Consider the following 26,632-nt stretch of genomic DNA (forward strand, 5'->3'; position numbering starts at 1 on the left):
CACACGTAAATACTTCCGGAGACGGTCAGGTCTTCCGGGGAACCGCGACGATACCCAGGTGATCCACGTGGAACGGTTCGAGTCGCCGCGTTTCGAGGATTTCGTACCGCTCGCGGAGGATTTCGAGCGCGTCCTCGAACACCGATTCGGGGTCGCTCGCCACGTCCTCGCTTCGGGCTTTGATCGCCAGTAAGAGTCGGCCATCCTCCCGAAGGAATCGTGCGTTCTCACACGCGACGCGTGCCTGTCCGCGCGTCGCCACGTCCTGGACGATTACGTCCACGTCGGACTCCACGACGTGAGCGTAGCTCTCCGGTTTCCGTGCGTCCTTCAGAAGCGGAAAGAGGTTCCCGCGCGCTTCGACCGCATCGAGCAGGTCGCGGGTCGGGCGGGGTGCGAACTCCACGGCGTACGTCGGTCCCGAGAAGTCGGCGACGTGGCTTACGGTCGTTCCGCTGGCGGCACCGAGATAGAGCACCGTTTCGTCGCCCTGCAAACCGGTGTCCATGCCGTGTTCGAGCATCGCGGCCAACTTGGAGCGCCGGGCGTCCCAACACCGCCAGTCGCCGTCGGTCGGTTCGCCGTAGACCGGACTGCCCGTCGTCGCCAGTCGCACCCCACCGCCGAACGTGTGTCGTTCGACGCCGTTTGGAAGTGTCTCATCAGAATTCGTCATTGTTCACCCCGCGAATGAATCGTTTCCATCCGCCGATCGAGTTCCTCCTTCAGTTCGGGGTTGGGTTCGCCCGAGTAGTGGTCGATCCGTGCGGCGATAACGAGTTTGCCCGAGAGCGTGCGTGCCGCCGACCCGCGCTGGTCGTGCGGGGCCGCACGGATGGCCTCGTGTGTGTAGATGATTCCGTGCTTCGGCGACGAGGCGTGGCCGCGCAGGTGGGCGAACAGCGCGTTCTCCGCGCCGAGTACCTGTACCGTTCCGCCGGGCATCTTCGCCAGCGATTCCAGCCCACCAGCCAGCGCGATGAGTCGCGCGGCCAGCACCGGGTCGGCCAGCGTGGCGAGGTTCGGTGCGACTGCGGGGGCCTGCCGTTCCACGAACGCCCGGAGGTCGTCGCGCTCGGCCGCGAGGTCGGCGACGCGCTCGGCCAGCGACACGACCTGTTTTTCGACCGGCGTCTCCGGGTCGGTTTCCGCGAGTTCACGGGCGTACGCGATCCCGGTTCCGGCGTCGGGATACAGCGTTCCGGCCCATTCTGCAACGCGTTCGGCGAGTTCGTTCGCTTCCGATTCACAGTCGTCCATCGCCCGCACCGCGTGGACGAGTTGACGGTCGTCCGCCCGTTCGCGCTCCGTCACGGCCTCGCGGGTCGCGCGGATGCTCGCCTCACGGAGCGTGGCGTAGTACTCCGCCTCGTCGTCCGCGAATCCGGTTTCGACGGCCCGCTCGGGCCAGTCGGCGGGGGCGTCGGCGCTCCCCTCCTGGATGGCGCGTGCTCCGGACTCCACATCGTCCGGTTCGACGCCCGCGAACCACCCCTCGTCTCCGTCCGATTCGGTCATGGCCGTGGGTTGTGCGTCTTCTCTTTTAAACCTACGTTTACGGGTTCTCGAACGAGGATTGAGACCGGGGTTCTTCCACTCGGGCGGACGGATTGCGCGATACTGACCACTCACATGGCGTGCACCAGCGACCCCGAGGCTAGCAATCGGTCGAGGATTTTCTGGGACTTCATCGCAGTAGTTACTGAAATCACGGTTCCGGAAAATCCATCCCGTACAAACGTTCTCTCAACGGTTCCCATCATGATACGAGTAGTTAAGACCCGTCCCCAGAGTGAGAACCTATGGCCGGTCTCTATGCGCATCCTGACTACTACGAGATTGCCTTCGATTTCCGCGACGTGGCGGCAGAGGTAGATTTCTTCGAAGCCTGCATGGACCGATTCGGTGAACACTCGAACCGTCCCGACTCCGTCCTCGAAATCGCCTGTGGCCCGTGTCCGTACCTGCTCGAATTCGATTCGCGGGGGTACGATTTCACGGGGCTGGACAACTCCTCGGAGATGATTTCCCACTCCATCGGAAAGGCGCGCGAACACGACATCGAGGCGACGTTCCTTCGGCGGGATATGGCCGACTTCGTCCTTCCCGACGACGTCGACTTCGCGTTCTGCGCGCTCGGATCGCTGTATCTCGACTCGAACGAGGCCCTTCTCTCACACCTCGATTCGATGGCCGACGCGATGACGCCGGGGTCGCTGTACTGCATCGACGGTTCCATCGACTTCGCTGGCGGGACGTCCTCCGGGAGCGAATGGGAGACGACGCGCGGGGAAACGACGGTTCGCTTTACCATCGAGCAGGAACCGGTTCACACGACCGAACAGTTGGTTCGCCAGACCTTGACGACGCGGGTCGAGACGCCGACTGACACCGAACGTTTCCGCGAGGAGTACGTCATCAAGACGTTCGCTCCCCAGGAGCTACGTTTGCTCCTCGAAAAGACCGAGTTCGAACACGTGGGCTGGTTCGATAGCTTCGACTTGTCGACTCCCGTCGAGAGTTGTGAACCGGGGACGCTCCACCGCCCAGTGACGGTCCTCCGGAGGCAGTGATGTTCGTCGACGTTTGGGAATGGCGGATGGAAATCGACGAATCGCTGGTGGCGGCCGACGAGGCGGAAATCCGGGAGCAAGTCGCCGAATACACGGTCGGTGAGCGCGAGGAATTCGACCTCGACGTCGACTATCCGGATTCGTTCACCGGACGGGTCATGACCGCGATGGCGGGCGTCCCCCGTGGCGAGACCCGAACCTACGGGGAAATCGCCGGAGAACTCGACACGGCGGCGGTCGCGGTCGGTCAGGCGTGTGGCCGCAACCCCGTGCCGCTCGTCGTCCCGTGCCATCGTATCGTCGGAGCCAACGGCTTGGGCGGTTTTTCCGGCGGGGACGACGACCGTCTCGGGCTAAAAGAACGGTTGCTCGAACTCGAATCGGCCTGATCACTCGTTCGGCGCGATGCGTTTGACGCGCCCGGTAATCCCGGACTGCAGTTGGACTTTCACTCCGCCGGGTTCGGTGTGCTCCTCGGAGAGGACCTTCGCGATTTCGCCACGGAGCGGTTCGGCCTCGTCCGCGTTCTCTGCGTTCGTCTGTTCTATTTCGACGGTCATACCACGACTCAAATCCTCTCGCGTCGGTCGGTCTACGGACATACGCTGGACTGCAACGGACACCGGAAAAAACGTGATGGCCACCGCCGGTCGTGGTATCGTGTTTATATATCCGATACTCGTAGAAAACGGTTATACGATTCACGTCCCTCCTCTGGAGTGCGGCGGCGGCGGCGGTAGCCCGTAGCCGAAAACGTACCCCTATCCACTATTCGAACTTTTCGAAGGGTTGTTCGCAGGCGTCACAGAAGTGCATCGACCGACAGAGCGACGGCCCTTTCGGGTGTTCGCGGTGGGTGTCCGTCGAACCGCAGTACGGACACTCCGCGCCCTTGTCCTCGCCGCTCGTCGTCACGCTGGGGTCGAGTCGTCTCATATGCTCAATCCGAACTCCCTGAGGTCGTCTTTGCCCTGCTCGGTCACCATCTCGATGGACCACGGCGGGTTCCAAACGAGTTCGAGGTCGGCGTCTTCGACGCCCTCGACCGCCGCGACCCCGTTCACGATGTCCTCGGTTAGCATCTTACGGGCCGGGCAGCCAGTGTAGGTCAACGTCATGATGACGGTGACGTTCGCTCCGGCGGCGTCGCCGCCTTCGTCACGGGACGCCGACGGAGTCTCGCCGTCCACTTCTACCCCGTAAATCAACCCCAAATCCACGATGCTGATGGGCATCTCGGGGTCCTCGATGTCGAACAGCGCGTCCCAGACGCGCTGTTCGAGACCCGTCGCTCCTTCACCCGTGGCGGGCAAATCCTCCGGAGAGCGTCCGGTTTCCGAGTAGTCGGTGTACGCACACGCGGTCGGTTCGGAGTCGATATCGTACTCCTGTGGTTGGTTACTCATCGTCTGGGTCCGGCATGATCCGGTGGGTTTCGGTTCGCCCGAGTTCCCGGTACGTCCGCGTCATGTCGTCGTGAAGGTCTGCCCAGTCGTCGGTGTGGGTTCCGTCTCGTCCGATGTGCTCGGGGAGCAGTTCGTCGATGTCGCCGTCCTCGACTTCCGTCGGCAGTTCGATGCCGAGCGACGTCAAAAACGGCACCACGACGTCGAGCCATTGGTCGCGCATCGAGTCGAGCGAGTCGGTTCGGATTCCGAACTCGTCGATGTCCTCGCTCGCGTCGCCCGCCTCGAACAGCGTCAACGCGTACGGGAATAGCCGGTCAACCGCCGCCTGCACGCGTTCTGTTCCCTCGTCGTCGCTCGTCAACCGTTCGAGCCAGTTCTGGGAATGCTCGCGGTGGTAGTTCTCCTCGCTCAGGATTTTCGCCACGCGGTCCGCGATTCGTGGATACGACGTCCCTTCGAGGGCTTCGAGTCGGAGTTCCTCGGCGACGTCGTAGAGGTAGCCACGCACGATGGCGTCGGCCCAGTCGCCAGTTTCGAACGCCCCCTCGACGAGCGTCGAGTGGCGGAAGTCCGCGGGGTCGCGCTCGAAGATGAGTTCCGATTCCGTGTAGCCGAAGTCCTCCAGCAGGTCGTACCAGAGGCGGGCGTGACCGAGTTCGTCCTGTGCGATGTTCGAGATGGCGAGGTCGGATTCCAGTGTGGGAGAGCGAACCTGCCATTCCGTGTAGCGCTCGGCGAGGACGAGTTCGTCGTCTGCGAGTCGGCGGAGCAGGGATTCGACGGCGGCCCGTTCGTCGTCGCTCAACTCCTCGGGACCGGCGAGTTGCGCCGACATTATGCCTCACCTCGTCGCCGTTCGGCGTCTTCCTGTTCGCTCTCGGACTCCTCGATTTCCTTGGCGAAACTGGTGTCGATGCGGTTGTACGCCATCACCCATCGGTAGGATTTGTCCGTCGTGCCGCCGAACGTCGTCTCGTCGGCATCCACTTCGCCGATTTCGTCCTTCGGGACGACCCAGATGCTGTTGGTCGGCTTCCGTCGCCCGTGTTGAATCTGGGCGAACATGAGCGCCATATCGCGGTCGGGCGCGTGGACGTTTCCGCAGTGGGTGTGATACTTGCCAGCTTCTTCCTGTCGGAACACTTCCCAGATCATCTTAATCAGCCGCCACCGGCGTGTTCGAACCGCTCGATTCCCAGTCGTCCATCACGTCGCGGACCCACTCGGCCGCGTCCTGTGCGGCCTTGCGGCCGTTTATCTGACCGAGGCCGGGTTCGTAATCGTTCTTGGCGATCTGGAAGAACTCGTCCCAATCGAGGTCGTCCTCGCGCACCTTGTACGTCTTCGTCTCCTCGTCGTACTCGATGCGTGGTTCGTCCGGAATCTCCAAGCCGTACTTCTTCGCCTTCGGGATGTAGGCGGTAAGGAACGCGCTACGGAGTTCGTCGTTCGACATCGTCTTCAACCCGACTTCGGACGAGAAGTCGTGGTGAGTGCTCTTGTCGTTGGTCGGGCCGAAGAACTGGATGATGCGCGGCCACCATTCCTCGAAGGCGTCCTGCATGAGTTCCTGTTCCTTTTTCGATCCCATCGACAGTTCGCGCATGATGTCCTCGCCGTGCTTGACGTGGAAACCCTCCTCGAAACAGACTTTGTCCATCGCGTGTGCGTAGGGTTCCCAACTCGTGCGCTTCAGGGTCGCCTGTCGGCGCATCGCGGCACCGTCCACGAAGAAGGCAATCATCGGCGTCTCCCACCAGTCTTCCATCTTGTAGTGGAAGCAGTTCAGGAACTTGCCCTCGCCGTTCGCCAACTCGTCCAACATCTGATCGCGGGTCTTGATGCCGAGCGATTCGGCGGCCCGGTAGAGCAGTTGCCCGTGGCCGATTTCGTCCTGCACCTTCGCGCTGCAGGCTAGCTTCCGGTCGAGGCTCGGAGCCTGTCGGATGAACGGGCGTTCGAGATACGCGCCCATGATCTCCGAGTTCGCGTGGAACTGAATCATCCGGGTCGCCGCCTTTCGGTACTCCTCGGGCATGTCTCCTTCGGACTAAATTGCCGAGGACCGGCACGCTCCTTGACGGTCTCTATGTCCATGGTCGATAATTATCGACCCCGACCCATACCAATTCGCCCGCCCATAGACGGGGTTTAAATACTGTCCCTGCCTACATACGCTCCATGATAGACGAATGCCTCGTCGTGGAATTCGCCGTCACGGGCGACGACTGTCCGCTCGCCGAGGCATCACGCGAGGCGGAGACGCGGATCGATTGCAAGCCCCCACAGCACCGTGACGACGGCTACACGCTCCTCCGATTCAGCGCCCCGGCTGAAAACGATTCGCTCGTCGACGTCCTCGACGGGGACGACCGAATCAGATACCTGCACGTCACCACGACGGACGGCAGACGGAACTTCCGCTGTCTCTCCAAACACGCTTGTGTCGTCCACGAACTCACCAACGTCGGGTTCATGGCCGAATCGCTTCGCTACCGGGAGGGGAACGCGAAGTTCACGGGTGCGGTCGTGGGTCACGACGTGCTCCAAGGCGTCCTCGAAGCAGCGGGAGAGACTGTCGGCATGCGACTCGAACGCGTCCATCAACTCGGATCCGAGGACGAAAACGCCGTGGCCCAACAATGGGACGTGACGCCCGCACAGGAACGCGCTCTCCGAACAGCCCTGGAGTTCGGCTACTTCAGCGTCCCCCGCGAGACCACTGCAAGCGACGTAGCTGACGAGTTGGGAATCAGCAAATCGGCGTTTCTGGAACGGCTCCGTCGCGCCGAGCGGTCGATGTTCTCGCAGATGTTCGCGTGATACTGTTCACGCGATACTGTTCACGATCCGACTAGACGCAAGATTCTTGTCCCTCTCCCTGATATTTTCAGTTCGTGCCTTCCCTCGAAGTCCCTTCCCGCCCCGAACCCCTCCTCCTCGTCCTCGGGTATCTCTGTATTTCACAAGCCCACGTGCTACCCGATGGATTCGCGCTGTTGGGCTACGTAATCGGTTTTTTCCTGATCGTATTGATTCCCCTGTCGATACTGGAAAACGCCGATTCGCGTTCGGACGCCAGTAGCGCGAAATAGTCTCCCTCGATTTCGCGTGCATCCCGATACGCAACGCTTCGCGGAGCGTGAACTGGATGGATGAAGTGGCGAACAGACGGCACGGCCGAACGTGAAGCGGTGTACCGTACTCCCGCGAGTCGCTCCACGGCGTTCGTCAGCGGATACCGGCCGTGGCCGCGTCTTTCCCTATAAACGTTCGTCTCCAGCAAGCGTCGTGGCGGCGCGTTCGAACTCCTCGCGGGTGTTGAGGTTCTCGAACGAGGTCAACGATCCGTGATCGCGGAGGTCACTCCCCTCGATTACTACGTACTCCAGTTCCGACAGCGGTTCGACGGTTCGCCGTTCGCCTCTGCCGAGCGCATCGTCGCACGCTCGAACCATCGGGTCCGTTCGGTACACCGCATGGGTCGTCTGCAACCAGCCCTCGAATCGAGGTACTGCGGCGTCGTGACCACGTGCTCGATTCAGCAGATAGGAAACGAGTTCCGGGTCCACGAACGGCATGTCGCAGGCGACGACGGCGGCGTACTCGTGATCGCAGGCCGCGAGACCGGTTCGAATTCCGGCCACCGGACCGGCGTCAGGTACGGTGTCGATGGCGAATCGGACCGACGGTGAGAAGTCGGACAGCGCGTCGGCGATGGCCGACCGTTGGGCGTTGCGGCAGTTGACGACGAGTTCGTCGATTACGCCCTCGATTCCGTCCGCAACGCGGCGCACCATCGGCACCCCGGCGAGCGGTGCGACCGCTTTGTCCGCGTCCCCGAATCGAGTCGAGTACCCTCCAGCGATGACGACTCCTGCGGGCATACGTTCGTATACGAGATGCGTCGCTAAGTTCCTGTGGCCGAGCATGCGGTCGAGATACCATCAACAGATGGGCGTTATTCTTCGACCACTTCTATCTCCGAATACCGTTTCGCTACTTGCTCACCTACCTCCCGAGGGACTATTGCTGTCTTATCCTCGGCGAATACGACACGATAGATCTCAGGGAGTATGTCTGTATCGTGTAATTTCGACATAGTCGGATCACTCGTCTCGATTTTTACATACCCTTCAGGTATTTCACCCACCAACATCGGAACCGGTTCCTTGAGCAGTTCACGTCGTTGTTTTTCAGTAATATCGAAAAAGAGTCCGAGTCCTCGCGTGAGTTGATGGAGTTCCTTCTCATTGATTTTACCGCTGACATAGTAGCGTTCTATGACATCCGCTGAAATTTCACCGCTCTGGAGTTGCCGTTCGATCCGTTCTATCGACGGCGATTCCGTGATATTCACCGAGAGATCGAGATTCTCGACCGAGATATTGTATGTTTGAGTGTTGTCTTCGGTCTCATACGCGCGAGTGATCGCCTTTTCGATCTCTGCTCTGAGCGCTTCTTCAACGACACCCATAGCGAGACCCGAACCTTTCGAGTGATCTGGAGATGAATTCAGGGAATCACGAATGTGCGTCTGAAGAAAAAATGCGAGTGCATCGACCGAATCATTGGATTGTATCTTCTCACGCTCTTCCCTGTCCAACTCACCGAGCAGCAGGGTGTAATCCAGAATCGCCGCGCTTGCACGCTCACGGATCCGATATCTCTTGTTCCGCTCTGTACTTTCAGACCAGTCAGGGTCCGCTCCTTCGATGAGATATTCTCTATCTCCCTTCCGTAGGAATCCAACAGGCCGATCACGGTCGTGTGCTGATTCACTCATGTTGCATCATGATGAAACGGCGTCACACTTATATCTTTCTGGCGAGGAACCAGTACTGTGAAAATGACCGGATCAACACGATCTGAAACTGACAAAAAGACGGTTCTCGTCACCGGTGGCTCCGGATTCGTCGGTTCTCATGCTATCCTTCAACTTCTTGAGTCTGGGTATCGCGTCCGCACGACGGTCCGATCCCTCTCGCGCGAGTCCGATGTCCGCACGAAGCTCCGCGGAGGCAACGTAGACGTAGGTGACGTAGACGTAGGTGACGAACTTTCGTTCGTGGAAGCCGACCTCACGACTGATGAAGGGTGGGTCGATGCGGCCGAGGGTTGCACCTACGTTCTACATATCGCCTCGCCGTTTCCCTCAACCCCGCCAGAGCACGAGGACGATGTCATCGTTCCAGCCGTCGAGGGTACTCAGCGAGTACTTCGAGCGGCACGCGACGCCGGTGTTAGCCGGGTCGTCATGACCTCGTCCTTTGCTGCGGTTGGGTACGGACACTCGCCCACTGACCGACCTTTTACAGAGGACGATTGGACCAACGTTAACGGACCCGATGTCAGTGCATATGTCAAATCAAAGACGCTTGCAGAGCGGGGAGCATGGGACTTCATCGAGCGTGAGGGGGACGAGTTGGAACTCGCAGTCATCAACCCAGTCGGGATTTTTGGTCCTGCGCTGGGACCTGATCTCTCGTCATCGGTCCAGATCATCCAGCAGTTGCTTGATGGTGATATGCCTGCGGTCCCGAAAATTTCGTTCAATGTCGTGGACGTGCGCGACGTGGTCGATCTCCATCTCCGCGCGATGACGGAACCCGAAGCTGCGGGGGAGCGGTTCCTCGCGGTTGCGGGTAACCCAGTCTCGATGCCGGAGATCGCCCAGACGCTGAGAACCCAACTAGGTGAGTCCGCAAGCCAAGTACCGAAGTGGACCCTCCCGAACTGGTTCATCCGGATTGCTGCTCCATTCGTACCTTCTCTTCAAGAGATGGCCTCTCAACTCGGGAAAACTCGTCGGGCTAGCAACGAGAAGGCCCGACGGGTCCTCGACTGGTCGCCGCGAGCGAGCGAGGACGCCTATCTCTCAACAGCGGAGAGTTTGACGCAACTCGAACAGTCATAGCGGCCTTGGTGAAGGGTCATAGCGACCTTGGTGAAATAGTTCCCTGATATCCCTTCACTCTCTGGATACTACTCATGTGGAGGCTGGGACTAACACAGCCGTCTAACGATGATCCCGACAGCCCCGGCCACGTCCACCTTGTCGGCATCGAACCAGAACGTCTGTCCTAGCGTTTCTCGTCCCGGAGTTTCTGCTCAATCCGTGGTTAGTCCTTTCGCGAGCGACGGGATGTGGAGGTCGTAGAGGACCGAGCCATTCCCGTCGTCGGTGTCTATGTCGTGGGCGTGTTCCCCGAATCGGGCTATCGTTTCGATCTCCTCTAAAAGGTAGCCCAGTTGCCCGGCAGAGAGGTCGGGAAATTCCTCGCCCGTCTGTTCACGGAGCGTGTCGAGGATCGGTTGAAGCCGGGAGACGAATCGCTCGTACTCGGCGTCCCGTTCCTCCCGGTCGGGTCGGCGGTCGTACGACTTCATGAGGTCCTCCGTGTCGGCATCGGAGAAGAGGTCGTCCTCGACATCGCGTGCCCACGTCGCAAAGAGCCGTTCTAGCCCTTCCGTTGCGTCGGTCACGTCTTCGAGTTCGTCCTCGATACGGTCGAAGCGCCGGTCATGTTCGCGGGATATTAGTTCGAGAAAGAAGTCGGACTTCGAGTCGAAAAAGCGATAGAACGTCCCTTTGGCGACGCCAACGGGCTCCGTGATGTCGCTGACCGTCGTCTTCTGGAAGCCGTAGACGCTGACGAGTTCCCGGCCCGTTTCGAGGAGTTCCTCCCTGATAGCCTCTCGCTCGTCCTCGGTGAAATTTCGCATGGTCGGATATCGGCGTCATGAACACATGACGATTGTGGTCACGAGTCTGACCCTATGAACAAAAAGACATATACAGTCATACGGTCAGTGCTGAGGTATGGATCGAGAGAAACCCGACGCGTTGGTCGCGAACGACGTGCACGTGACGTACGCGGCTGACACCGAGACCGCGGATAGCGCAGCAGTGGAGGTCGAGCCGTGAGTACCACCGACGAATCGTTCGGGCCGAGCCGTCGGCAGTTCGCCGCTGAACAGACTCGCGTACTCCATCCCTCCGGACGTTCGGTCGGTAGTAAGCGACTGAATCCGCCGCAATCTCCGCGACCGCGAACCGCGCGGAACCGAACAGTGAGGAGTCACGCTGATGCCTGAGCCGACGGGCGGGTCGCTCGACGGTCGTATGGTGTACGTCGCGTTCGCAGGGCTCGGACTCTCGATGCTCCTCGGTGCGGTCGACCAGACCATCGTCGCCACTGCCCTCCCGTCGATCGCAACGGACCTCGGATCGCTCGACCAAGTCTTCTGGGTCGTCACCGCATATCTCATCACCTCGACGGCCGTCACGCCGCTTTACGGGAAACTCTCCGATATCTACGGGCGGCGTCGGCTCACTCAGGCGGCGATTCTAGTCTTCCTTGTCGGTTCGGTTCTCTCCGGGCTCTCCCAGTCCATGCTCCAGCTCGCTCTCTTCCGCGGCCTCCAAGGCATCGGGGGTGGCGGGCTGATGGCAATGGCGATGGCGGGCATCGGCGACATCTTCACCACCCGCGAACGCGGCAAATACATGAGCTACCTCCAGCTCGTCAACGGGGGCGCCATCATGATAGGGCCGCTCTTCGGCGGCTTCCTCGCTGACCAGTTCACCTGGCGGTGGATCTTCTACATCAACCTCCCGCTCGGCCTCCTCGCGTTCGGGCTCGTGCAGGTCGCGCTCGACGTCCCCGTTCCCGGCAAGAGCCATCGGATCGACTACGGAGGTGCCGGACTCCTCGTCATCGCCGTCTCCGCACTCGTCGCCGTCTCCTCTTGGGGCGGCAGCCGGTACGCGTGGACGTCCCCGACGATCCTCAGTCTCACGGTCATCACCGTCGTCGGCACCGCGCTGTTCCTCGTTCAAGAGCGACGCACCGTGGAACCGATGGTCTCTCTCGACCTGTTCCGTAACCGGTCGGTCCTCCTGATCACCGTGCTCTCGGTGCTCCTCGGCGGCGTCATGCTGGGCGTGGTCAACTATATCCCCATCTTCATGAAGACGGTTCTCGGGGAAAGCGGCGTGAACACGGGCGCGCTTCTCATCCCGTTCACCCTCGGTTCCATCGGGAGTGCGATTCTCGCCGGCCAGCTTATGAGCCATCTCGGACGGTATAAATCGCTCACCGTCGCTGGACTGGTTGTCACCACGATCGGTTGCTATCTTCTCTCGACGATGGGCACAGAAGTCAGCTTGCTCCAGACGGCGATTTACATGTTCATGACCGGGACGATAGGGATGACGGGACCGACGCTCGCAACCGCGATCCAGAATGCGGTGAGCGGTGACGACATCGGCGAGGTGAGTTCGCTCTACTCGTTCGCCCGGAACCTCGGTGAGGCGCTCGGTGTCTCCGCGTTCGGGATCGTCTTCAATCGTCGGGTCACTGCCGAACTGCGCGACGTTCTCCCGGCAGGCACGAGTCCACGTTCGATCTCACAGAGCCCGAAAGCGATTCACCAGTTCCCCCCACAGCTTCAGCAACAGGTCGTTCAGGCCCTCGTCGACGCGTTCCACGACGTCTTCCTCGTCGGCGCCCTCCTCCTCGTCGCCGCGCTCGTCGCGTCGCTCGCCCTCCCGAACCACGACCTGAAGGAGGAATCCGGTGCGGAGCGACGCGCGACGACCAGCGATGCTCCTGCGGAGAGTGAGGACTGATGGAGTGGGTGCATATGTCCGATAAAATATCGACCACCTTCCCTCGATGGCCACTGGTGTCCATACGGTCCAAAAAGGAACGACTCGTCGGAACGTGTTCGACTCTGTTATCGCGTTTCGCTACACGCACCGCTCGGGCATCGGCCTTCCGCGTGTGCGCGGAACTCGGGTTCGAATTCGTCCATCGCGGTCGTCACCGGCCGCGATGCGTCCTTGCCGAACTGGCAGATACTCGTCTCTCGCATCGTGCGGCCGAGTTCGCGGAGCATGTCGTCCTTGAAATCGCCGGAATAGACATCCCGTACGAGGTTCGTCAACTGTTTCGACCCTTCACGGCACGGGACACAGCGCCCGCAGTTTTCCTCCTCCGCGAACTTCGCCCGTGTTCCGGCGGTGGCAACGGCACAGCGGGACTGGTCGAACAGTTCGACCACGCCGTCTGTCCCGAGATGTGCGCCAGTTAGTGCGGGTGCGCTCGGCGTGTGATCGAGCGTGCGCGTGACGCCGCCGAACTGGCCGCCGACGCAGGCCATCTTGAATTCGCTATCGAGGCTCACCGCGTCCCGAACCGTCTCCAGACTCCCGCCGGTCGGGAGTTCGAGCGTTGCTGGCGCAACCACGTCACCCGTCACCGTCACGAGTCGGGTTCCGGGGTCCGCATCTTCCGAATCGAAGGCGTCGGGCGAGCGCAGTGCGTGGCGTACTTGCGCGAACGTCCGCGGCGTGTGGACGATGGTCGGCCGCCCGTACAATCCGTATTCGCCGGGCGATGGCGGTCGGAGGCGGGCTTCCAGCCGGTCGTTGCCCTCCAGCGCTTCGAGGGTCATCGTCGGTTCCGCCGCTATGTATGCGTCCGGTCCGGCGGCCGTTCGAATCGTCACGTCCTCGCCGACATCCGTCTCGGAAAACACCTCCATCGCGTCTCGAACGCGCCCGCTGGTGGCGTGGGCCGATTCCGGAACGTAAACGATGATGTCCTCCGCGCCGACGGCGTGTGCGACGGCCGTCGCTCCGTCGAGGACCGAAATCGGGTCGGCTTCCAGCAGGAGTCGGTCGGTTCCGTTGCGGTCGTTGGTCTCTCCCCCGTTTACGACGACGACGGGGTCACCGTCGGTTTCACGGGCGACGGTCCACTCCTCGGCGATGGGTTCGTCCATCGATGCGTCGCCGCGTCCCCGGCCCAGCAAGCCGAGGGTTTCGACACGTTCGAGGACTGTCTCGGGAGCGTCCGCCGCCTCTTCTGCGACGAATCCGTCGTAGCCGTCCGCTGTCGTCGGGTCCGTCCATCCACAGCGTCCGAGTACGTCCCGATGACCGACCGCGAGGGGACCGTCGTCCGGAACCGGAAGTTCCGTTTCCCCTTCGTTGTGGGAGACGACGGCATATGCGTCCTCCTCGACGACGGTACCATCCTCCAGCGCTTCGACGAGGGTGCGGGCGTGTTCGGGCGTACAATTCGCATGAAAGGCGGTCGTTCCGTCGTTCGTAACCGCTGCGAGCGGTGTTAGCTCCTCGATTCCGACCGGACCGACGTTCACCACTGCGACCGTTTCCGCCGCGTCGCGTGCACCATCGAGCACTACCTCCGCGTCCTCGCGTCCCGCCCCATCCGAGACGCGAAGAACGGGTGCATCAGGTGCAGACGAATCAGAAGTTCCCATTCCCACTATACTGGCACTGCCAGTGGATAAAAGATTATGACCAAAAAACCGACAGGATGGTGAAAAATGCGTCGTCGAATACGGTCACCGTGACGTCGTCAGAACGGCGGTTCGAGTTCCGGTTTGGACTCCTTTCGTCGGACGACGGCGACCGCAATGACGGCCGCGAGAACGAGCAGCGTAATGAGTGCTGAGTGACATCGTTTCATCGTCTCACCCCGTTTTGTAGACGCCGCGTGCTTCCGCGATGTGTTCGCCGTCCTCGTCGTAGACGTTCACATCGACGTCCCGACGTCGCTCCCGTTTCGCACCACGTCGGCCTCGGCGCGGAGGTCGCCCGTACCCGCGCTGAGGTAGTCGATTCGCATGTCGATGGTCGGAACCGGTTGATCGTTGAGCGACACCAGCGCCGCGCCGCCGACCGTGTCCGCGAGGGTGAACGCGACGCCGCCGTGGGCCATGAGCCGGTCCTGATTCCACGAGAGTTCCTCGCGCATTTCGAGTCGCCCCTCGGCGTGTCCGTCCGCCGCTTCCGTCACCTCGACCCCGAGGAGGTCGGCGAACGGCATTCCTTCGAAGAACGCTTCGATGTCCATACCACGATTGCACACGGGAAGTAATTAAATGTGCTTGGGGCGACCCTCTCCAGTATGCACGTTTCCGACGACGACGGCATTCGGACGATAACCTTCGACCGCCCCGAGGTTCGAAACGCCTTCACGCCCGAGGCGGCCGGCGAACTCGCCGAAATCCTCGCCGAGAGCGACCCGAAGAAACACGACGCGGTCGTGTTGACGGGCGAAGGCAAGGCGTTCAGCGCGGGCGGCGACATCGAGTCGATGGCCGAGCGCGAGGAGAACGTCCGAGAAGCTTACGAACGCGTCCGCGACACGCTCTCGCGCGTGGTGGAAGAAGTCCTCACCGCGCCCGTTCCGGTCGTGGCGAAGGTCAACGGCGACGCGGTCGGTGCGGGGATGGCGCTCGTCACGGCGGCGGACTTCGCCTACGCCGCCGAATCCGCGCGATTCGCGGCGTCGTTCATCAACGTCGGTCTCATCCCCGACATGGGTGGGACGTTCATCCTCCCGCGACTCGTCGGTCTACGGAAGGCGAAGGAACTCGCCTTCACCGGCCAGCTAATCTCGGCCGAGGAGGCGGCCGAGTTGGACATCGTGAACGGTGCCGTCTCCGAGGAGCAACTCGACATCCGCGTCGAGGAACTGACGAGCCAACTGGCCGACCAGCCGACCCACACCATCGCGCTCGGCAAGCAGGCGCTTCACGAGAACCTGGGCAAGGACTGGCGCGAAGCGCTCGACTACGAGACGATGGTCCAATCGCAGGCCTACGACATGCCCGCCCACATGGAGGGCGTCACGGCGTTTTTGGAAGGTCGGGAACCCGACTTCGAGTGAACCGCCCCGGAAGGGTTCCTCGTAGTCGGTGGATCGACCGGACTTATTATTTTTACCTGTCAATTTCCCGTGATGGGGTGTCGAACGTCGAACTGATAAACTTCATTTCGCTCTATAGAATTCCTCTATCTCGACCATCACAGTTTCGGAGGATAGGCTAGTTTCGGGTCGAATCTCCGCTGGTTCGGGGTCCATCACCCTACGAAGTGCTCGATTTCTGCTATTCTGAAGTAGATGATCGAGCGAGCATGAGAAATTGCGCGGATTTTGGTGCTCCTACAGAGTGTCGCCACTCCCAAGCGGCGAACCCGGAGGGGAATCGGTCGCTCAGTCAGGTGGGGTCGATGCCGAGACGACGATTTCGACGCATTCACCCGCAGTTAACACAGGCGCGTAGTCCATCTCACCGGTCTTGACGAGCTCACGGACGGCGTCATCAAAACGCTCACGCCACATCCACGAGAGCACAGACGGGCCCGGCGTCTTTTCGAGATCAAACTCGTCGGCCAGCTCGGGATACTGGTCGATACGTTGGTAACTCTCAGCAGTGATCTCGCGGTAAATGAAGCTGCGCGGAGCATCCCTCTGAACGAATATGGGGGGCGGATGCCATGCTGGATTGGAGTCGTCCAGGGTTTCGATCGAACTGATACCTGACCGATGGCTGTGACGAGGGACGTTCCATGGCGCGGTACGTGTCTTCAATCTCGATACCGACGCTATACGCGTCAGCCAGCCGCCGTTCCCGTTCGAGGGTATCTCGGTGAGACTTGGGCATAGCGACCCTTCGATATTGACGCTGTTATGAGGGTGTCATAGAAAGAGTCCCAACCCCCATAGTAGATGGTCGAATCGTTAGATGCAGCTAGCGTACGTATCGCGAGCGCAGGAAAAGGTCGCAGTCGAACTTAGCAAAGACTCGCTGCCTAACCTCACGGGACAATTTGTGTTTGGCAAGTACGGAGGACTGACCAAATTATATACGCCTTTGTCTCCTGCCCCTGACATGGTCGAGATATCGAATCTTCTCGCGTTCGTTTCCGCCGCATTGGTCCTCGTCGTGGCTCCCGGTCCGGATTCGATCTACGTGCTGACGCAGAGCCTCAAGAGCGGGCGGCTAGCTGGACTGAGCGCTGGCTTCGGCGTGGCGAGCGGCGTCCTCGTTCATACGACGGCGGCCGTTCTCGGTCTCGCCGCCCTCCTCAGAACGAGCGCGCTTGCGTACACCGTCGTGAAGTACGTCGGCGTCCTCTACTTGCTCTACCTCGGCGTCCAAATGTTCCGGAGCGACGACGAGTTCGACGTTGATGTCGAGGCACTCGACGGCGAGCGCTCTCCCGTGGAAGCGTACAAGAAGGCGGTCGTCGTGAACGTCTCGAACCCGAAGGTGGCGATGTTCGTCTTGGCGTTCTTCCCCCAGTTCATCCCGGCGCGGGCGAACGTCACCGTCAGATGGTACTGCTCGGTGTCCTGTATGCCGCGTTGAGTCTCGCGTACCTCTGTGGCGTCACCCTGTTCGCCGCGCAGGTCCGCCACCACCTGCTCGATTCAGCGCTCGCCCGGAAAGCAGTTCAGTACGCCAGCGGCAGCGTGATCCTCGGATTCGGTGCGAAACTCGCGCTCGAAAAGCGTCCGACACACTGAAACACAGTAGCACAACTGACCCACCCTCCGAATTGAGCCGTGGCAAAGACGCAGAGTTCTCGGTGGAAACTCTGTGGCCGTGTTGTATTCTCGTTCCCCGCGGCGATTTCCATGGGTTCGAGTGGGTTGACGGGGAATAACGGGCTTACTCAATGGCCATCGATCTCACTTGAGGTCGTTGGTGGATCGTGCCTCTGACACAGTAAGTTTGGGGAGCTGTTGGGTAATCATCTCCCGGTCTGGCTCGTACTGCGGTGGAAGTTGTAACGATGTCCCCAGGTTCGATCGATCTTCGTCAACCGTAAACCCAGGATCGTCGGTTGCGATCTCGAACAGGATACCGCCCGGTTCCCGGAAGTAAACCGACTCGAAGTAACGGCGGTCTTTGATCCAGGTCGGCTCTAGCCCTGCGTCCATTAGTCGGTCATGCCACTCGGAGAGCGTACGTTCGCCGGTACGGAACGCGACGTGATGGACCGTTCCGATTCCTTCCCGTCCGTACGACGCTTCGACGTCTAGAAGATCGACAATCGTAGCGGACGATCCCGGTGCACGATACCGGACACGATCACCCTCCTGGTCAATTAACGAAAAGCCCAGCACTTCTAGCGTCGCCGCAGTGTGGAAGACGCTCGCCGATAGCAGCGTGACGCTGTGAAGGCCACGGAGCGCGTATTCTGAGGGAATCGATTCCGTCACCGGGGGCAAGTCGGTGTCGTGTTCGACAACCTCCAGTGGCTGGCCATCTTGGTCGCGGAACTTGAGTACGGTTTCGCCGAAACGCTCGCTGGACTCTTCGACATCTACGCCACGACTATCGAGTCGGTCGTACCAGTACTGCGCGGCGCGGATCGGAATCGTAAATGCCGTCGAAGAGGGCTGCGGCTGACCAATTCGACCCTCCGTGCCCCGTTGGTAGGGGAAGAAGGTGATGAGCGACCCCGGCGAGCCACTGTCGTCCCCGTAGTAGAGGTGGTACATGAACTTATCATCGAAGCTCACCGTTTGCTTGACGAGCCGAAACCCGAGGATATCGGTGTAAAAGGCTGCGTTTTCTTGGGGGGCTCCTGCGATCGCTGAGACGTGGTGAAGACCCGGGGTGGATTCGCTCATGATGTGTCGTGTATTCTCAGTTGTGACGTTAGTGTAGCTTGGACTGATGACGAGGGCAGCTCAATTACGCCGGTCTACTACGGCGGATGGCGGCTGGCTTACTCCACGAGGCTGGCGACCATCCCCGAGACATGGTCGATCTCGTCTTGGTCGATGCCGTGCCCCATCCCTTCGTAGAGGCGCTTGGTTACGTCACCGTCCCGCTGCTCGAAGATTGTCGCCGACTCGTGAACCCGCTCTTCGGGAATGTGCGGGTCGACGTCGCTGCAACCGAGGAACACGGGAGTTCCTTCGAGGTCACCCTCGTAGTCGCCTTGATCGACGGTGTCACCGATGAGGCCGCCGCTCAATACTGCAAGCCCACCGTATTGCCGGGGATTTCGCGCGACGTACTCGCTGGCCAGACATGCACCCTGGGAGAATCCCAGCACCATGACCCGCTCGATCGGAATACCTGCGGCAGTGGCCTCGGCCACGGCGTCGTCGATGGCCTGTAATCCCGACGTGCGACCGGGTTCGTTCGCTTCGACGGGCGCGGTGAACGCGTTCGGGTACCACGTGTTGCGGGCCGCCTGGGGCGCGAGATACGCGACCCCATGCTGGTGGAATTCATCGGCCATCTGGACGATACTCTGGGCGGTCGCTCCTCGTCCGTGGACGAGTACGAGAGCAGCCTCAGCGACATCGAGGGGTGCGCCCGCGGTCACGAGGGGCTGATCTTGATGTGGGCCGGTCATATTAGTTTACTACCGCGCCGGAGACACTTATCTCAGAGAGTCGCTCTTCGAGCCGTTCGCGTTCGTTCTCTAGCCACGGCGGCAGTTTTAATTCCGTTCCGAGCTCCGCCTCGGATTCGTCACGGGCGAATCCCGGCCCGTCGGTGGCGATCTCGAAGAGGACGCCCCCGGGTTCCCGGAAGTAGATCGATTTGAAGTACTGCCGATCCTTCTGTGGCGTGACTCGGAGTCCGCTGTCGTTAAGCTGCTCGCGCCACTCTAGTTGCGTCTCCTCATCGGGCGCACGGAACGCCACGTGGTGGACGGTGCCGACGCCCTGTCGTCCCTGCGGTGCGTCCGAGCGGTCACGAACGTCAACGATCACCGCATTATCACCGGGCGCGCTATACCGCGTCCGATCACCGGTCTTCTCGACTAGTTCGTATCCCAGGATGTCGAGGATCTGTCCCGTTTGCCCGGGGCTGAGCGACTCAAGCGTAACGCTGTGGAACCCGCGAATCGCGTGTTCCGCAGGAACCGGACCGTCTGCCCACGGTTCGATGTCGGTCGTGTCCGTCACGAGTTCGAGCGGCTGACCGTCGTGATCCCGGAACGGGACGACGGTTTCGTCGAATCTAGTTCGAGTTGAGTCGACCTCGATGTCATGGGACTCTAGACGGTCTATCCAGTACTCGACCGATCCCTTGGGAATGACGAATGCAGTCGAACTCGCTTGGCCACGGCCGACGCTGCCGGGATGACCGTTCTCGAAGGGGAAGAACGTTAGAATCGTTCCGGGGGTTCCCACCTCGTCCCCGTAGTAGAGGTGGTAGGTGTACTTATCGTCGAAGTTGACAGTCTTCTTGACGAGACGCAGTCCGAGGACCTCGGTATAGAAGTCCACGTTCTGCTGGGGGTCGCTTGCGATGGACGTCACGTGGTGGATTCCAGTTGTGTTGACCATGTTGGTTAGAGAGGTGCCCGCGTGTGTTTACAGGCCGATACCGAGGCCGACTGCCCAACTCTGGGTAGCCAGCGCGCCGATGGCGAGCGCACCGCCTGCCATGACGACGTTCTTCAGGAAGGACGTCATCTCGTCCTGCTGCTGGTCCTCGTCAACGGCCCAGAAGTCGTGCATCATGAGCGCGGAGACGATGAGGAAGCCAGCGACTGCGAGCGCGCTCACTAATGGGAACACACCTACGATGATGCCGAGTCCACCCAGAACGAGCACTGCCCCTGACGCCACAACCGACAGTTTCGGCGCTGGGAGGCCCTTGAACTCGGCGTAGCCGGTCATCTGATCGAGTTGAAGGAAGTGGTTCAATCCCATGAACGCGATCACTCCACCGAAGAGGAGGCGTGCGACCGAGAGCAGGACGCTTTCGATTCCGGTAGCCACCATTACACGTGCACCTCCGTGATGAGCATGGTTCGGTCAACGACTGCGATCCGCGCATTCGATTCCGCTTGGATAGCTGATTTCATTACGTTACCTACTTCGCTCCCGAACCCATATGTACTCTCGGCAACATAGGTGATAGTAGATAACACCGATGTCATCGACAGATCCACAGACTGAGAATACGCACGAAGACGGGAACCCGAACGCGTGTTCGGTCGTCGAAGCCGTGAACGAGATCGGGTCCGAGTGGCGACTGCTCGTCCTCCACGATCTCGTCGATGCAGACGAGAAGCGTTTCAACGAACTCAAGCGATCGACGGATGCTAGTTCTCGAACGCTCTCGCGCGTCCTCGACGATCTCGAAGAGGCAGGACTCATCGAGCGACGCGTCGAGGACAAACCGATCGCCACCTACTACTCGCTTACCGAAAGCGGAGCGTCACTGTGTCCCGTGTTCAACGAACTCGAAACCTGGGCGGACGAGTATCTGTAGTTCGATACGAGGTCTTCCCGCGTAATATTGTTGGAGAATCGAGTGGACACAGTCCAGAGTCGAACGCACTTCGTCGGAGTATAAGACACCGGTGAATCGCGGTCAGGACATGAGGTTGAGGATGTCACGTGCTTGGTCAGGAGTCGCAACCTCCCGTCCGAGTTCGTTTGCGATACGAACGACTCGTTCGACCAGTTGCGCGTTGCTCGTCGCAAGCTCCCCCTTGCGATAGTAGACGTTGTCCTCTAGGCCGACACGGACGTGTCCACCAAGCACGAGTCCCATCGACGTGAACGGTAGTTGATGCCGTCCAAATGCGAGCGTGTTGAAGAGTACGCCGTCCGGGAGATTGGAGATGGAGTTCAGAAGGTTACGCGGCCGAGGTCGCGTAAGTGTACCGCCGCCAAAAATGAGGGTGGCGTACACCGGGCAGGCGAGTTCGCGCCGCTCTAGTAGGCCGTGAACCTCGTTGATATGGCCGTCATTGAACACTTCCATCTCCGGTTTGATCCCGCGGTCACGCATCTCCTCATGCAGTGCATCAACCATGCTACGCGTGTTCTCGCTGGTCAAGTGGTCGTACCGGTTGAGTGGGCCCATGTCCAATGACGCCATCTCCGGCGGCGGATCGGTGCGCAGGGGGAGGTGTCGATCTTCATCAGGCGCGCCCGTCCCTCCTGTCGAGTGCTGGATAATCAGATCATTGGCGTGACGGCGCACGGCGTCATCGATCTCCTGGAACCGTTCAGTGGCGAAGCTGCGTTCACCGTTGGGTCGGCGTGCGTGGAGGTGCACTACGGCGCCCCCGGCTTCCTCTACTGCAGCGGCAGCCCGGCCAATCTCTTCGGGAGTTTCTGGGAGATTCGGATTCGCTTCCTTTCCGTGGACGCCGCCCGTCAGTGCCGCCGTGATAATCAGCGGATCGCCAGCGAGGTAGTCCTGGTAACTCACGGCTGCGCCTCTCCAGTGTGCTCGCGGTAGATTTCGCAATGCTCCCCGTGGTTGAGGTCGTAGCGATCGTTGCAGATGTCTGCTCGCATCGCCTGAACGTACCGCTCGGCGGCAGTACAGTACGCCCGTTCGTGGTCGAATTGCTTACCGTCAGATTCGCGCCGGTACTCCAGATACGGACAGACCATGATTGCCCTTCTCGGAGGAGCTGAATAACAGTTAGGCGACATCCTCGTCTGGTAGTTACCCTTGTATCACTTGATCACGTGTCCGTTCGGACAATCCCCTTCTGCATTCACTTCTTAGGGATGCACACGATGACGTTGACCACGCTCGGCCTTCATCACGTGACTGCGACCGCTGGCGATCCACAACGCAACGCCGAGTTTTACGTCGATACACTCGGTCTGCGGTTCGTTAAGCGAACGGTCAACCACGACGACTCGCAAGCGTACCACTTCTACTTCGGCGACCGATGTCGAAGAACAGGAACGCTGGCGAGAGGCGTTTGTCGATCAGGGCCTGAAGGTGACCGAGATCATCGGCCGGAAGTACTTCCAGTCGATTTACTCCCGGGAACCGGGCGGCGTCCTCTTCGAGATAGCGACAACAGGGGCCGGATTCACCGTCGATGAGAGCCTCGACGAACTCGGGTCGAGCCTGACCCTTCCAGAATGGCTGAGGAGGAAAGTGAACGGATTGAGGAACAGCTCCCTGAGTTCGATCCAGAGACGGTCGGCTCCGGCGGGGACTGACGTGGCCCGCGACGAACTCGAAATAGCGGTGGTATACTACGGGCCTCAGAATGGGCGTCGCCGGAATTTTCGTCGCGCTCCTCAATCTCCTTCTTCCCGGATAACGCATCGTAGGGAGATGCGATGGGCCTGCAGGAACCCACTCAAAAAAATCATCAATCGACAGTAATCTAGCTGAAGTCACTACAGACCGGAATTCCCATCGTATCGTAGTCGCTCATCGCCGCGAGCGTCTCCGGAACTTCGTCGATAGAGATGGTTTCCGAGACGAGTTCGGTCGGGTCGAGTTTCCCGGTCTTGATCATATCCAACATCTCGGAGTACCGGGACGGTTGGAGACCGAGCGAACCGCGGAAATCGATCTCTTTCGCCACGAATTCGTCGGTCGGCAGCGCCACCTTACCGGCTTCTTCGGAAGTGGTCAGTCCAACCTGAACGTGTCGTCCGCCTTTCTTGAGCGAGTTCACCGCGTTCAGACACGTCGTCTCGATTCCCAACGCATCGACCGAACAGTCGGCACCGCCGTTCGTGATGTCCCGAACTTCCTTTGCGGCGTCGTCGACTTCGCTCGCGTTTACGGTTTCGACCGCGCCGAGGCTCTCCGCTTTGTCGAGTTTCTCGTCGAAGAGGTCGACTCCGATGACGTTCGCACCGAGCGCGTTCGCGATGTGAACGGCCGAGAGTCCGATACCACCGAGGCCGTGAACGACGACATTCTCACCGTTGCCGACATCGCCGCGGTGTGCCATCGCATGATACGACGTCATGAACCGACAGCCGATTCCGGCGGCCGTATCGGGGTGGATGCTATCGGGCAGTGGGACGGCGTTGATGTCCGCGTGTGGAACGTGAACTTCTTCGGCGAACGCACCCGGGGCTTCGTTCATGAAGCCGAGGCCGACGTGGTTCTCACAGATGTTCTCGTGCCCGTTCCGGCACAGGTCACATTTTCCGCAGGCGAAATTGAAGGGGATCGCGATATGGTCGCCTTCCGAGACGCTCTCGACGTCTTCGCCCACTTCGACGACGGTACCACACGGCTCGTGGCCGAGGATATGCGGCGGGTCCGGACGGTAGCCGAACCAGTCCCAATCCCCTTGCCAACAGTGCCAGTCACTTCGACAGACTCCACACCCGTTGACCTCCGCGACGATGCCGTGTGATTCGGGTTCCGGTCGTTCGACGTCCTGTACTTGCAGCGGTTCTTGGAATTCCTCGAGTACTACGGCTCGCATTGCAAGTCATTGTTTATCATTATATTATAAATATTTGGCGGTGATTCCGATTTTTGGTGGAAATCATAATGCTAATCCTTCGTATTGGGTTTATATGTAACTACTTATGAGAAACAATTATTAAGCGCGACGAGAGAATCACTGTCGCAATGTCGACGGACTCACAACCACCGACCGACACGAAAACCGAGATCAAACGGCGACACCAGGAGGCCGCCGAAGAACACATCCCGTCTCAGCCGGGTCAGCTCTATATCGGGGGCGAGTGGGTCGATAGCGAATCCGGCCAAACGTTCCAAACGCGCGACCCGACGACGGGCGACGTCCTCGCGGAAGTGCAAGCCGGTAATGCGACGGATATCGACCATGCGGTCGAAGCCGCTTGGGAAGCCTACGATACGCGTTGGTCCGACTACTCGGCGGCGGATCGACAGGGTGTTCTCAGTGAAATCGCGGACCGGGTGGAAGCCCGGAAGGAGGAGTTCGCGACGATCGAATCGCTCGACAACGGAAAACCGATTTCGGAGGCGCGAATCGACCTCGACCTCGTCATCGACCACTTCCGTTACTTCGGGGGTGCCGCCAGGATAAACAGCGGGAAAACGATTCCCAGCGACGGCGACCATCAAATTCAGACGCTCCGGGAACCGTACGGTGTGGTCGGCCAGATTATCCCCTGGAACTTCCCGCTCCTGATGGCCGCCTGGAAACTGGCACCGGCCCTCGCCGCCGGGAACGCCGTCGTCCTGAAGCCCGCCGAGCAGACGCCGCTCTCGGTTCTAGAACTCATGCGCGAAGTCGACGACGTCCTTCCCGACGGCGTCGTCAACGTCGTTACCGGTTTCGGTTCCGAAGCGGGCGAACCGTTGTCGTGTCACGACGACATCCGAAAAGTCGCGTTCACCGGGTCGACGGAGGTCGGCCGTGGTGTGATGAAGAACGCTGCCGAGAATATCACGGACGTCACGCTGGAACTCGGCGGCAAAAGTCCCGTCGTCGTGTTCCCGGACGCGGACATCCAGAAGGCCGCCCAGGTCGCCCGAATCGGGATGTTCCACAACACCGGCGAGTGTTGCTGTGCGGGAACGCGTATTTTCGTTCACGAGGACGTCAGCGACGAATTCCTCGACGCGTTCGTCGAAGAGGTCGAAAACCTGACCATGGGAGATCCGCTCCTCGATGAGACGACGCTCGGCCCGAAGGTAACCAGTGATCAGGCCGAACGAACGCTGGATTACATCAAAGAGGCACGCAAGACCGGCGCGGACATCGCGACGGGTGGCGATGCTCCCGACGACGAGGCACTCAGTGACGGGTGTTTCGTCTCGCCGACGGTTCTCACCGATATCGACCACGAGAGCCGACCGGTACAGGAGGAGATTTTCGGTCCCGTCGAGACGATTTTCGAATGGTCGTCCTACGACGAGATGATCGAGTTGGCCAACGACGTCGATTACGGACTCGCGGCGGGCGTGATCACCGATGACTTGAACCAGGCCTACAGGACTGCCGAAGACATCGAAGCCGGGAATATCTGGGTGAACACCTACAACGAATTCCCCGCCGGGCAACCGTTTGGAGGATACAAACAGTCCGGCATCGGCCGAGAGACTGCGTTCGAAGCGATAGAGCACTACACGCAGACGAAGACGATCAATATCGCTCTCGATTAGGGATCATCGACTCCCGGTCTCCCGATGGCGATCCGCTCTCAGATAGCCACCGATCTTTTTCCCGAGTCGGGAGACGATCACGCCTTACCGACCGGACGGCGACAGCGGGACAGATGGGTAAAACCCGGCAGGGAAGCCCGAACGGGCCGAAATAGTGAAAAGACATTTAATCCGGAAACCCCATAGTCCTAATAAGACCATGCCTTCTGACATTGAGGAAATCGACGATATTTCTGCTCGGGATATCGCTATTCTCAAAGCCCGTATCGAGCATCCAACCGCTTCCGTGCGTGAGCTAAAGGAACGGTTGGAGGACCAGTACGGGATCTCGCTGTCGCACAATCGTGTGAACGATATTCTTCGTGATCTAAGCGACAAGGACGTTTTTCGGCAGGTTTCCCTATTGAACGAAAGCTTTTTCGAGTACCATCTTTTTCAGATCGCGTTCCATTATCCTAACTTCGAAGACCGATGGGAGGAGTGTTACGACGATTTGATGAACGATCCTCACGTCTTGATGTTCTTCAACGCGGACGATTATCACCACTGGCAGTTTATCGCTCGCTTCCGAAAACACGAGAAAAGCGAGACCTGGAAGCACGAGTTTTTCAAGAAGCATGGCGATCTGATCGCACAGTTCGATTCGAGTTCCCTCCCCGAGATACACAAATTCCGCGACGATACGCAAGTACTCGAACGGATACTTCAGGAAACAGCAGAAGGTCGGAAGTTCATGGAAAACGAGGACGGGAAAACGGAGGACGGCGGGGAGGACTTCGACGACGACACGGATCGAGTCGTCGCCACTGACGGCGGTGCAGACGACTGATTCCGGGAACGGCGTTTCCGGCTGTGCTCTGTATTTCCGTTATCTACTTTTTCGGTTGCACCCTGTATTTCCGTTATCTACTCGTTCGTGATCGATGCGTTTGGAACGACCGGTTGGGGGACGAA

28 protein-coding genes and 5 pseudogenes are annotated in these 26,632 nt (G+C 60.1%); 12 read left to right on the top strand and 21 right to left on the bottom strand.

Features of this window, described 5'->3' with window-relative positions:
• Positions 1–25: 25 nt before the first annotated feature.
• Positions 26–676, bottom strand: coding sequence for a fibrillarin-like rRNA/tRNA 2'-O-methyltransferase (locus A4G99_RS00225; RefSeq protein WP_066137885.1), 651 nt, complete (start codon positions 674–676; stop codon positions 26–28).
• Positions 673–1,518, bottom strand: a complete 846-nt coding sequence (locus A4G99_RS00230; RefSeq protein WP_066137889.1) for an NOP5/NOP56 family protein — start codon at positions 1,516–1,518, stop codon at positions 673–675. Before A4G99_RS00230 ends, A4G99_RS00225 begins: the two co-directional genes overlap by 4 nt.
• A gap of 284 nt (positions 1,519–1,802) precedes the next feature.
• On the opposite strand from A4G99_RS00230, the gene A4G99_RS00235 reads away from it, so the two are divergent.
• Positions 1,803–2,573: a trans-aconitate 2-methyltransferase gene (locus A4G99_RS00235; RefSeq protein WP_066137892.1), complete on the top strand. Its 771-nt coding sequence runs from the start codon at positions 1,803–1,805 to the stop codon at positions 2,571–2,573.
• The gene (locus A4G99_RS00240) at positions 2,573–2,962 is read left to right on the top strand and encodes a methylated-DNA--[protein]-cysteine S-methyltransferase (protein WP_066137895.1); all 390 of its coding nucleotides are present in this window, start codon (positions 2,573–2,575) and stop codon (positions 2,960–2,962) included. Before A4G99_RS00235 ends, A4G99_RS00240 begins: the two co-directional genes overlap by 1 nt.
• Here the strand turns inward: A4G99_RS00240 and A4G99_RS00245 are convergent, their stop codons facing one another.
• The 6 genes and pseudogenes from A4G99_RS00245 to paaA all read right to left on the bottom strand — a co-directional run bounded on the left by A4G99_RS00245 (position 2,963) and on the right by paaA (position 6,079).
• Positions 2,963–3,175 carry a DUF2196 domain-containing protein gene (locus A4G99_RS00245; RefSeq protein WP_066137897.1) on the bottom strand — a complete coding sequence of 71 codons (213 nt, stop codon included), beginning with the start codon at positions 3,173–3,175 and terminating at the stop codon, positions 2,963–2,965. It lies immediately after the preceding gene.
• Between the two features lie 166 nt (positions 3,176–3,341).
• Positions 3,342–3,509: a 1,2-phenylacetyl-CoA epoxidase subunit PaaE gene (gene paaE, locus A4G99_RS25570; protein WP_190303649.1), complete on the bottom strand. Its 168-nt coding sequence runs from the start codon at positions 3,507–3,509 to the stop codon at positions 3,342–3,344.
• Positions 3,506–3,979 carry a 1,2-phenylacetyl-CoA epoxidase subunit PaaD gene (gene paaD, locus A4G99_RS00250; RefSeq protein ID WP_066137899.1) on the bottom strand — a complete coding sequence of 158 codons (474 nt, stop codon included), beginning with the start codon at positions 3,977–3,979 and terminating at the stop codon, positions 3,506–3,508. Before paaD ends, paaE begins: the two co-directional genes overlap by 4 nt.
• Positions 3,972–4,817 (bottom strand): 1,2-phenylacetyl-CoA epoxidase subunit PaaC, encoded by an 846-nt coding sequence (paaC, locus tag A4G99_RS00255; protein WP_066137903.1) that lies wholly within the window; start codon positions 4,815–4,817, stop codon positions 3,972–3,974. Before paaC ends, paaD begins: the two co-directional genes overlap by 8 nt.
• Complete coding sequence (gene paaB / locus A4G99_RS00260; protein WP_066137905.1) at positions 4,817–5,137, bottom strand: 1,2-phenylacetyl-CoA epoxidase subunit PaaB; 321 nt, start codon at positions 5,135–5,137, stop codon at positions 4,817–4,819. Before paaB ends, paaC begins: the two co-directional genes overlap by 1 nt.
• A gap of 1 nt (position 5,138) precedes the next feature.
• A pseudogene (paaA, locus tag A4G99_RS00265) lies at positions 5,139–6,079 on the bottom strand (1,2-phenylacetyl-CoA epoxidase subunit PaaA).
• 84 nt (positions 6,080–6,163) lie between these two features.
• Between paaA and A4G99_RS00270 the strand changes: the two are divergent.
• Together A4G99_RS00270 and A4G99_RS24135 are read left to right on the top strand one after the other, a co-directional pair.
• Positions 6,164–6,805, top strand: a complete 642-nt coding sequence (locus A4G99_RS00270; RefSeq protein ID WP_066137906.1) for a helix-turn-helix domain-containing protein — start codon at positions 6,164–6,166, stop codon at positions 6,803–6,805.
• 74 nt (positions 6,806–6,879) lie between these two features.
• A complete protein-coding gene (locus tag A4G99_RS24135) occupies positions 6,880–7,077 on the top strand; it encodes a hypothetical protein (protein ID WP_082837638.1) in 198 nt (65 codons plus the stop codon).
• A 168-nt stretch (positions 7,078–7,245) separates the two neighbouring features.
• Here A4G99_RS24135 and A4G99_RS00280 read toward each other — a convergent pair whose 3' ends face one another.
• Entirely contained in the window at positions 7,246–7,869 is a 624-nt protein-coding gene (locus tag A4G99_RS00280) for a molybdenum cofactor guanylyltransferase (protein WP_066137910.1), read from the bottom strand.
• Positions 7,870–7,943: 74 nt separating this feature from the next.
• Entirely contained in the window at positions 7,944–8,768 is an 825-nt protein-coding gene (locus tag A4G99_RS00285; RefSeq protein ID WP_066137913.1) for a hypothetical protein, read from the bottom strand.
• Between the two features lie 63 nt (positions 8,769–8,831).
• On the opposite strand from A4G99_RS00285, the gene A4G99_RS00290 reads away from it, so the two are divergent.
• Complete coding sequence (locus A4G99_RS00290; RefSeq protein ID WP_066137916.1) at positions 8,832–9,899, top strand: aldehyde reductase; 1,068 nt, start codon at positions 8,832–8,834, stop codon at positions 9,897–9,899.
• 194 nt (positions 9,900–10,093) lie between these two features.
• On the opposite strand, the gene A4G99_RS00295 is transcribed toward A4G99_RS00290, so the two are convergent.
• The gene (locus A4G99_RS00295) at positions 10,094–10,708 is read right to left on the bottom strand and encodes a TetR/AcrR family transcriptional regulator (RefSeq protein WP_066137919.1); all 615 of its coding nucleotides are present in this window, start codon (positions 10,706–10,708) and stop codon (positions 10,094–10,096) included.
• A gap of 364 nt (positions 10,709–11,072) precedes the next feature.
• On the opposite strand from A4G99_RS00295, the gene A4G99_RS00300 reads away from it, so the two are divergent.
• A complete protein-coding gene (locus A4G99_RS00300) occupies positions 11,073–12,617 on the top strand; it encodes an MDR family MFS transporter (RefSeq protein ID WP_066137922.1) in 1,545 nt (514 codons plus the stop codon).
• Between the two features lie 107 nt (positions 12,618–12,724).
• Here the strand turns inward: A4G99_RS00300 and A4G99_RS00305 are convergent, their stop codons facing one another.
• Both A4G99_RS00305 and A4G99_RS00310 read right to left on the bottom strand, forming a co-directional pair.
• Complete coding sequence (locus A4G99_RS00305) at positions 12,725–14,278, bottom strand: NADH-ubiquinone oxidoreductase-F iron-sulfur binding region domain-containing protein (protein ID WP_066137926.1); 1,554 nt, start codon at positions 14,276–14,278, stop codon at positions 12,725–12,727.
• Between the two features lie 213 nt (positions 14,279–14,491).
• Positions 14,492–14,874, bottom strand: a pseudogene (locus tag A4G99_RS00310) (PaaI family thioesterase).
• Positions 14,875–14,928: 54 nt separating this feature from the next.
• Between A4G99_RS00310 and A4G99_RS00315 the strand changes: the two are divergent.
• On the top strand, positions 14,929–15,693 hold the full coding sequence (locus tag A4G99_RS00315; RefSeq protein ID WP_066137927.1) for an enoyl-CoA hydratase/isomerase family protein: 765 nt from the start codon (positions 14,929–14,931) through the stop codon (positions 15,691–15,693).
• Between the two features lie 327 nt (positions 15,694–16,020).
• On the opposite strand, the pseudogene A4G99_RS29650 reads toward A4G99_RS00315, so the two are convergent.
• Positions 16,021–16,104 (bottom strand): annotated as a pseudogene (locus tag A4G99_RS29650) (transposase); the annotation flags it as partial.
• Between the two features lie 595 nt (positions 16,105–16,699).
• On the opposite strand from A4G99_RS29650, the pseudogene A4G99_RS00325 reads away from it, so the two are divergent.
• Positions 16,700–17,337: pseudogene (locus A4G99_RS00325) on the top strand (LysE family translocator).
• Positions 17,338–17,502: 165 nt separating this feature from the next.
• On the opposite strand, the gene A4G99_RS00330 reads toward A4G99_RS00325, so the two are convergent.
• The 4 genes from A4G99_RS00330 to A4G99_RS00345 form a co-directional block, all read right to left on the bottom strand.
• On the bottom strand, positions 17,503–18,450 hold the full coding sequence (locus tag A4G99_RS00330) for a ring-cleaving dioxygenase (protein ID WP_066137932.1): 948 nt from the start codon (positions 18,448–18,450) through the stop codon (positions 17,503–17,505).
• A gap of 98 nt (positions 18,451–18,548) precedes the next feature.
• Positions 18,549–19,187, bottom strand: coding sequence for an alpha/beta hydrolase (locus tag A4G99_RS00335; RefSeq protein ID WP_066137936.1), 639 nt, complete (start codon positions 19,185–19,187; stop codon positions 18,549–18,551).
• Between the two features lies 1 nt (position 19,188).
• Positions 19,189–20,130 (bottom strand): ring-cleaving dioxygenase, encoded by a 942-nt coding sequence (locus A4G99_RS00340; protein WP_066137940.1) that lies wholly within the window; start codon positions 20,128–20,130, stop codon positions 19,189–19,191.
• Positions 20,131–20,157: 27 nt separating this feature from the next.
• Positions 20,158–20,571 carry a DoxX family protein gene (locus A4G99_RS00345; RefSeq protein WP_066137941.1) on the bottom strand — a complete coding sequence of 138 codons (414 nt, stop codon included), beginning with the start codon at positions 20,569–20,571 and terminating at the stop codon, positions 20,158–20,160.
• Between the two features lie 151 nt (positions 20,572–20,722).
• Here A4G99_RS00345 and A4G99_RS00350 point away from each other — a divergent pair, with 151 nt between their 5' ends.
• Positions 20,723–21,064, top strand: coding sequence for a helix-turn-helix domain-containing protein (locus tag A4G99_RS00350; protein ID WP_066137946.1), 342 nt, complete (start codon positions 20,723–20,725; stop codon positions 21,062–21,064).
• 102 nt (positions 21,065–21,166) lie between these two features.
• On the opposite strand, the gene A4G99_RS00355 is transcribed toward A4G99_RS00350, so the two are convergent.
• Together A4G99_RS00355 and A4G99_RS00360 are read right to left on the bottom strand one after the other, a co-directional pair.
• Entirely contained in the window at positions 21,167–22,015 is an 849-nt protein-coding gene (locus tag A4G99_RS00355) for a 3-keto-5-aminohexanoate cleavage protein (RefSeq protein WP_066137948.1), read from the bottom strand.
• Positions 22,012–22,203 carry a hypothetical protein gene (locus A4G99_RS00360; protein ID WP_066137951.1) on the bottom strand — a complete coding sequence of 64 codons (192 nt, stop codon included), beginning with the start codon at positions 22,201–22,203 and terminating at the stop codon, positions 22,012–22,014. The genes A4G99_RS00355 and A4G99_RS00360 overlap by 4 nt, the downstream gene beginning before the upstream one ends.
• A 129-nt stretch (positions 22,204–22,332) precedes the next feature.
• Between A4G99_RS00360 and A4G99_RS24140 the strand changes: the two are divergent.
• Positions 22,333–22,939: pseudogene (locus A4G99_RS24140) on the top strand (VOC family protein).
• Position 22,940: 1 nt separating this feature from the next.
• On the opposite strand, the gene A4G99_RS00370 reads toward A4G99_RS24140, so the two are convergent.
• Positions 22,941–24,005 (bottom strand): zinc-dependent alcohol dehydrogenase family protein, encoded by a 1,065-nt coding sequence (locus A4G99_RS00370; RefSeq protein WP_066137957.1) that lies wholly within the window; start codon positions 24,003–24,005, stop codon positions 22,941–22,943.
• Positions 24,006–24,154: 149 nt separating this feature from the next.
• On the opposite strand from A4G99_RS00370, the gene A4G99_RS00375 reads away from it, so the two are divergent.
• Together A4G99_RS00375 and A4G99_RS00380 are read left to right on the top strand one after the other, a co-directional pair.
• On the top strand, positions 24,155–25,678 hold the full coding sequence (locus tag A4G99_RS00375) for an aldehyde dehydrogenase (RefSeq protein WP_066137960.1): 1,524 nt from the start codon (positions 24,155–24,157) through the stop codon (positions 25,676–25,678).
• A gap of 199 nt (positions 25,679–25,877) precedes the next feature.
• Complete coding sequence (locus A4G99_RS00380; protein ID WP_066137963.1) at positions 25,878–26,507, top strand: helix-turn-helix domain-containing protein; 630 nt, start codon at positions 25,878–25,880, stop codon at positions 26,505–26,507.
• The last annotated feature ends 125 nt before the right edge of the window (positions 26,508–26,632 follow it).

This window comes from Haladaptatus sp. R4, from assembly GCF_001625445.1.
In the GTDB taxonomy this organism is placed as follows: Archaea; Halobacteriota; Halobacteria; order Halobacteriales; family Haladaptataceae; genus Haladaptatus.

Bases quoted from the DNA above. Each gene is read 5' to 3' on its own strand.
- A4G99_RS00270 (WP_066137906.1), top strand. From the start codon at position 6,164: ATGATAGACGAATGCCTCGTCGTGGAATTCGCCGTCACGGGCGACGAC.
- paaE (WP_190303649.1), bottom strand. From the start codon at position 3,509: ATGAGACGACTCGACCCCAGCGTGACGACGAGCGGCGAGGACAAGGGC.
- A4G99_RS00360 (WP_066137951.1), bottom strand. From the start codon at position 22,203: ATGGTCTGTCCGTATCTGGAGTACCGGCGCGAATCTGACGGTAAGCAA.
- A4G99_RS00330 (WP_066137932.1), bottom strand. From the start codon at position 18,450: ATGAGCGAATCCACCCCGGGTCTTCACCACGTCTCAGCGATCGCAGGA.
- A4G99_RS00315 (WP_066137927.1), top strand. From the start codon at position 14,929: ATGCACGTTTCCGACGACGACGGCATTCGGACGATAACCTTCGACCGC.
- A4G99_RS00370 (WP_066137957.1), bottom strand. From the start codon at position 24,005: ATGCGAGCCGTAGTACTCGAGGAATTCCAAGAACCGCTGCAAGTACAG.
- A4G99_RS00345 (WP_066137941.1), bottom strand. From the start codon at position 20,571: ATGGTGGCTACCGGAATCGAAAGCGTCCTGCTCTCGGTCGCACGCCTC.
- A4G99_RS00225 (WP_066137885.1), bottom strand. From the start codon at position 676: ATGACGAATTCTGATGAGACACTTCCAAACGGCGTCGAACGACACACG.
- A4G99_RS00285 (WP_066137913.1), bottom strand. From the start codon at position 8,768: ATGAGTGAATCAGCACACGACCGTGATCGGCCTGTTGGATTCCTACGG.
- A4G99_RS00380 (WP_066137963.1), top strand. From the start codon at position 25,878: ATGCCTTCTGACATTGAGGAAATCGACGATATTTCTGCTCGGGATATC.
- A4G99_RS00290 (WP_066137916.1), top strand. From the start codon at position 8,832: ATGACCGGATCAACACGATCTGAAACTGACAAAAAGACGGTTCTCGTC.
- paaB (WP_066137905.1), bottom strand. From the start codon at position 5,137: ATGATCTGGGAAGTGTTCCGACAGGAAGAAGCTGGCAAGTATCACACC.
- A4G99_RS00280 (WP_066137910.1), bottom strand. From the start codon at position 7,869: ATGCCCGCAGGAGTCGTCATCGCTGGAGGGTACTCGACTCGATTCGGG.
- A4G99_RS00300 (WP_066137922.1), top strand. From the start codon at position 11,073: ATGCCTGAGCCGACGGGCGGGTCGCTCGACGGTCGTATGGTGTACGTC.
- A4G99_RS00305 (WP_066137926.1), bottom strand. From the start codon at position 14,278: ATGGGAACTTCTGATTCGTCTGCACCTGATGCACCCGTTCTTCGCGTC.
- A4G99_RS00350 (WP_066137946.1), top strand. From the start codon at position 20,723: ATGTCATCGACAGATCCACAGACTGAGAATACGCACGAAGACGGGAAC.
- A4G99_RS00245 (WP_066137897.1), bottom strand. From the start codon at position 3,175: ATGTCCGTAGACCGACCGACGCGAGAGGATTTGAGTCGTGGTATGACC.
- A4G99_RS00235 (WP_066137892.1), top strand. From the start codon at position 1,803: ATGGCCGGTCTCTATGCGCATCCTGACTACTACGAGATTGCCTTCGAT.
- A4G99_RS00230 (WP_066137889.1), bottom strand. From the start codon at position 1,518: ATGACCGAATCGGACGGAGACGAGGGGTGGTTCGCGGGCGTCGAACCG.
- A4G99_RS00335 (WP_066137936.1), bottom strand. From the start codon at position 19,187: ATGACCGGCCCACATCAAGATCAGCCCCTCGTGACCGCGGGCGCACCC.
- A4G99_RS00340 (WP_066137940.1), bottom strand. From the start codon at position 20,130: ATGGTCAACACAACTGGAATCCACCACGTGACGTCCATCGCAAGCGAC.
- paaD (WP_066137899.1), bottom strand. From the start codon at position 3,979: ATGAGTAACCAACCACAGGAGTACGATATCGACTCCGAACCGACCGCG.
- A4G99_RS00295 (WP_066137919.1), bottom strand. From the start codon at position 10,708: ATGCGAAATTTCACCGAGGACGAGCGAGAGGCTATCAGGGAGGAACTC.
- A4G99_RS00240 (WP_066137895.1), top strand. From the start codon at position 2,573: ATGTTCGTCGACGTTTGGGAATGGCGGATGGAAATCGACGAATCGCTG.
- A4G99_RS00375 (WP_066137960.1), top strand. From the start codon at position 24,155: ATGTCGACGGACTCACAACCACCGACCGACACGAAAACCGAGATCAAA.
- paaC (WP_066137903.1), bottom strand. From the start codon at position 4,817: ATGTCGGCGCAACTCGCCGGTCCCGAGGAGTTGAGCGACGACGAACGG.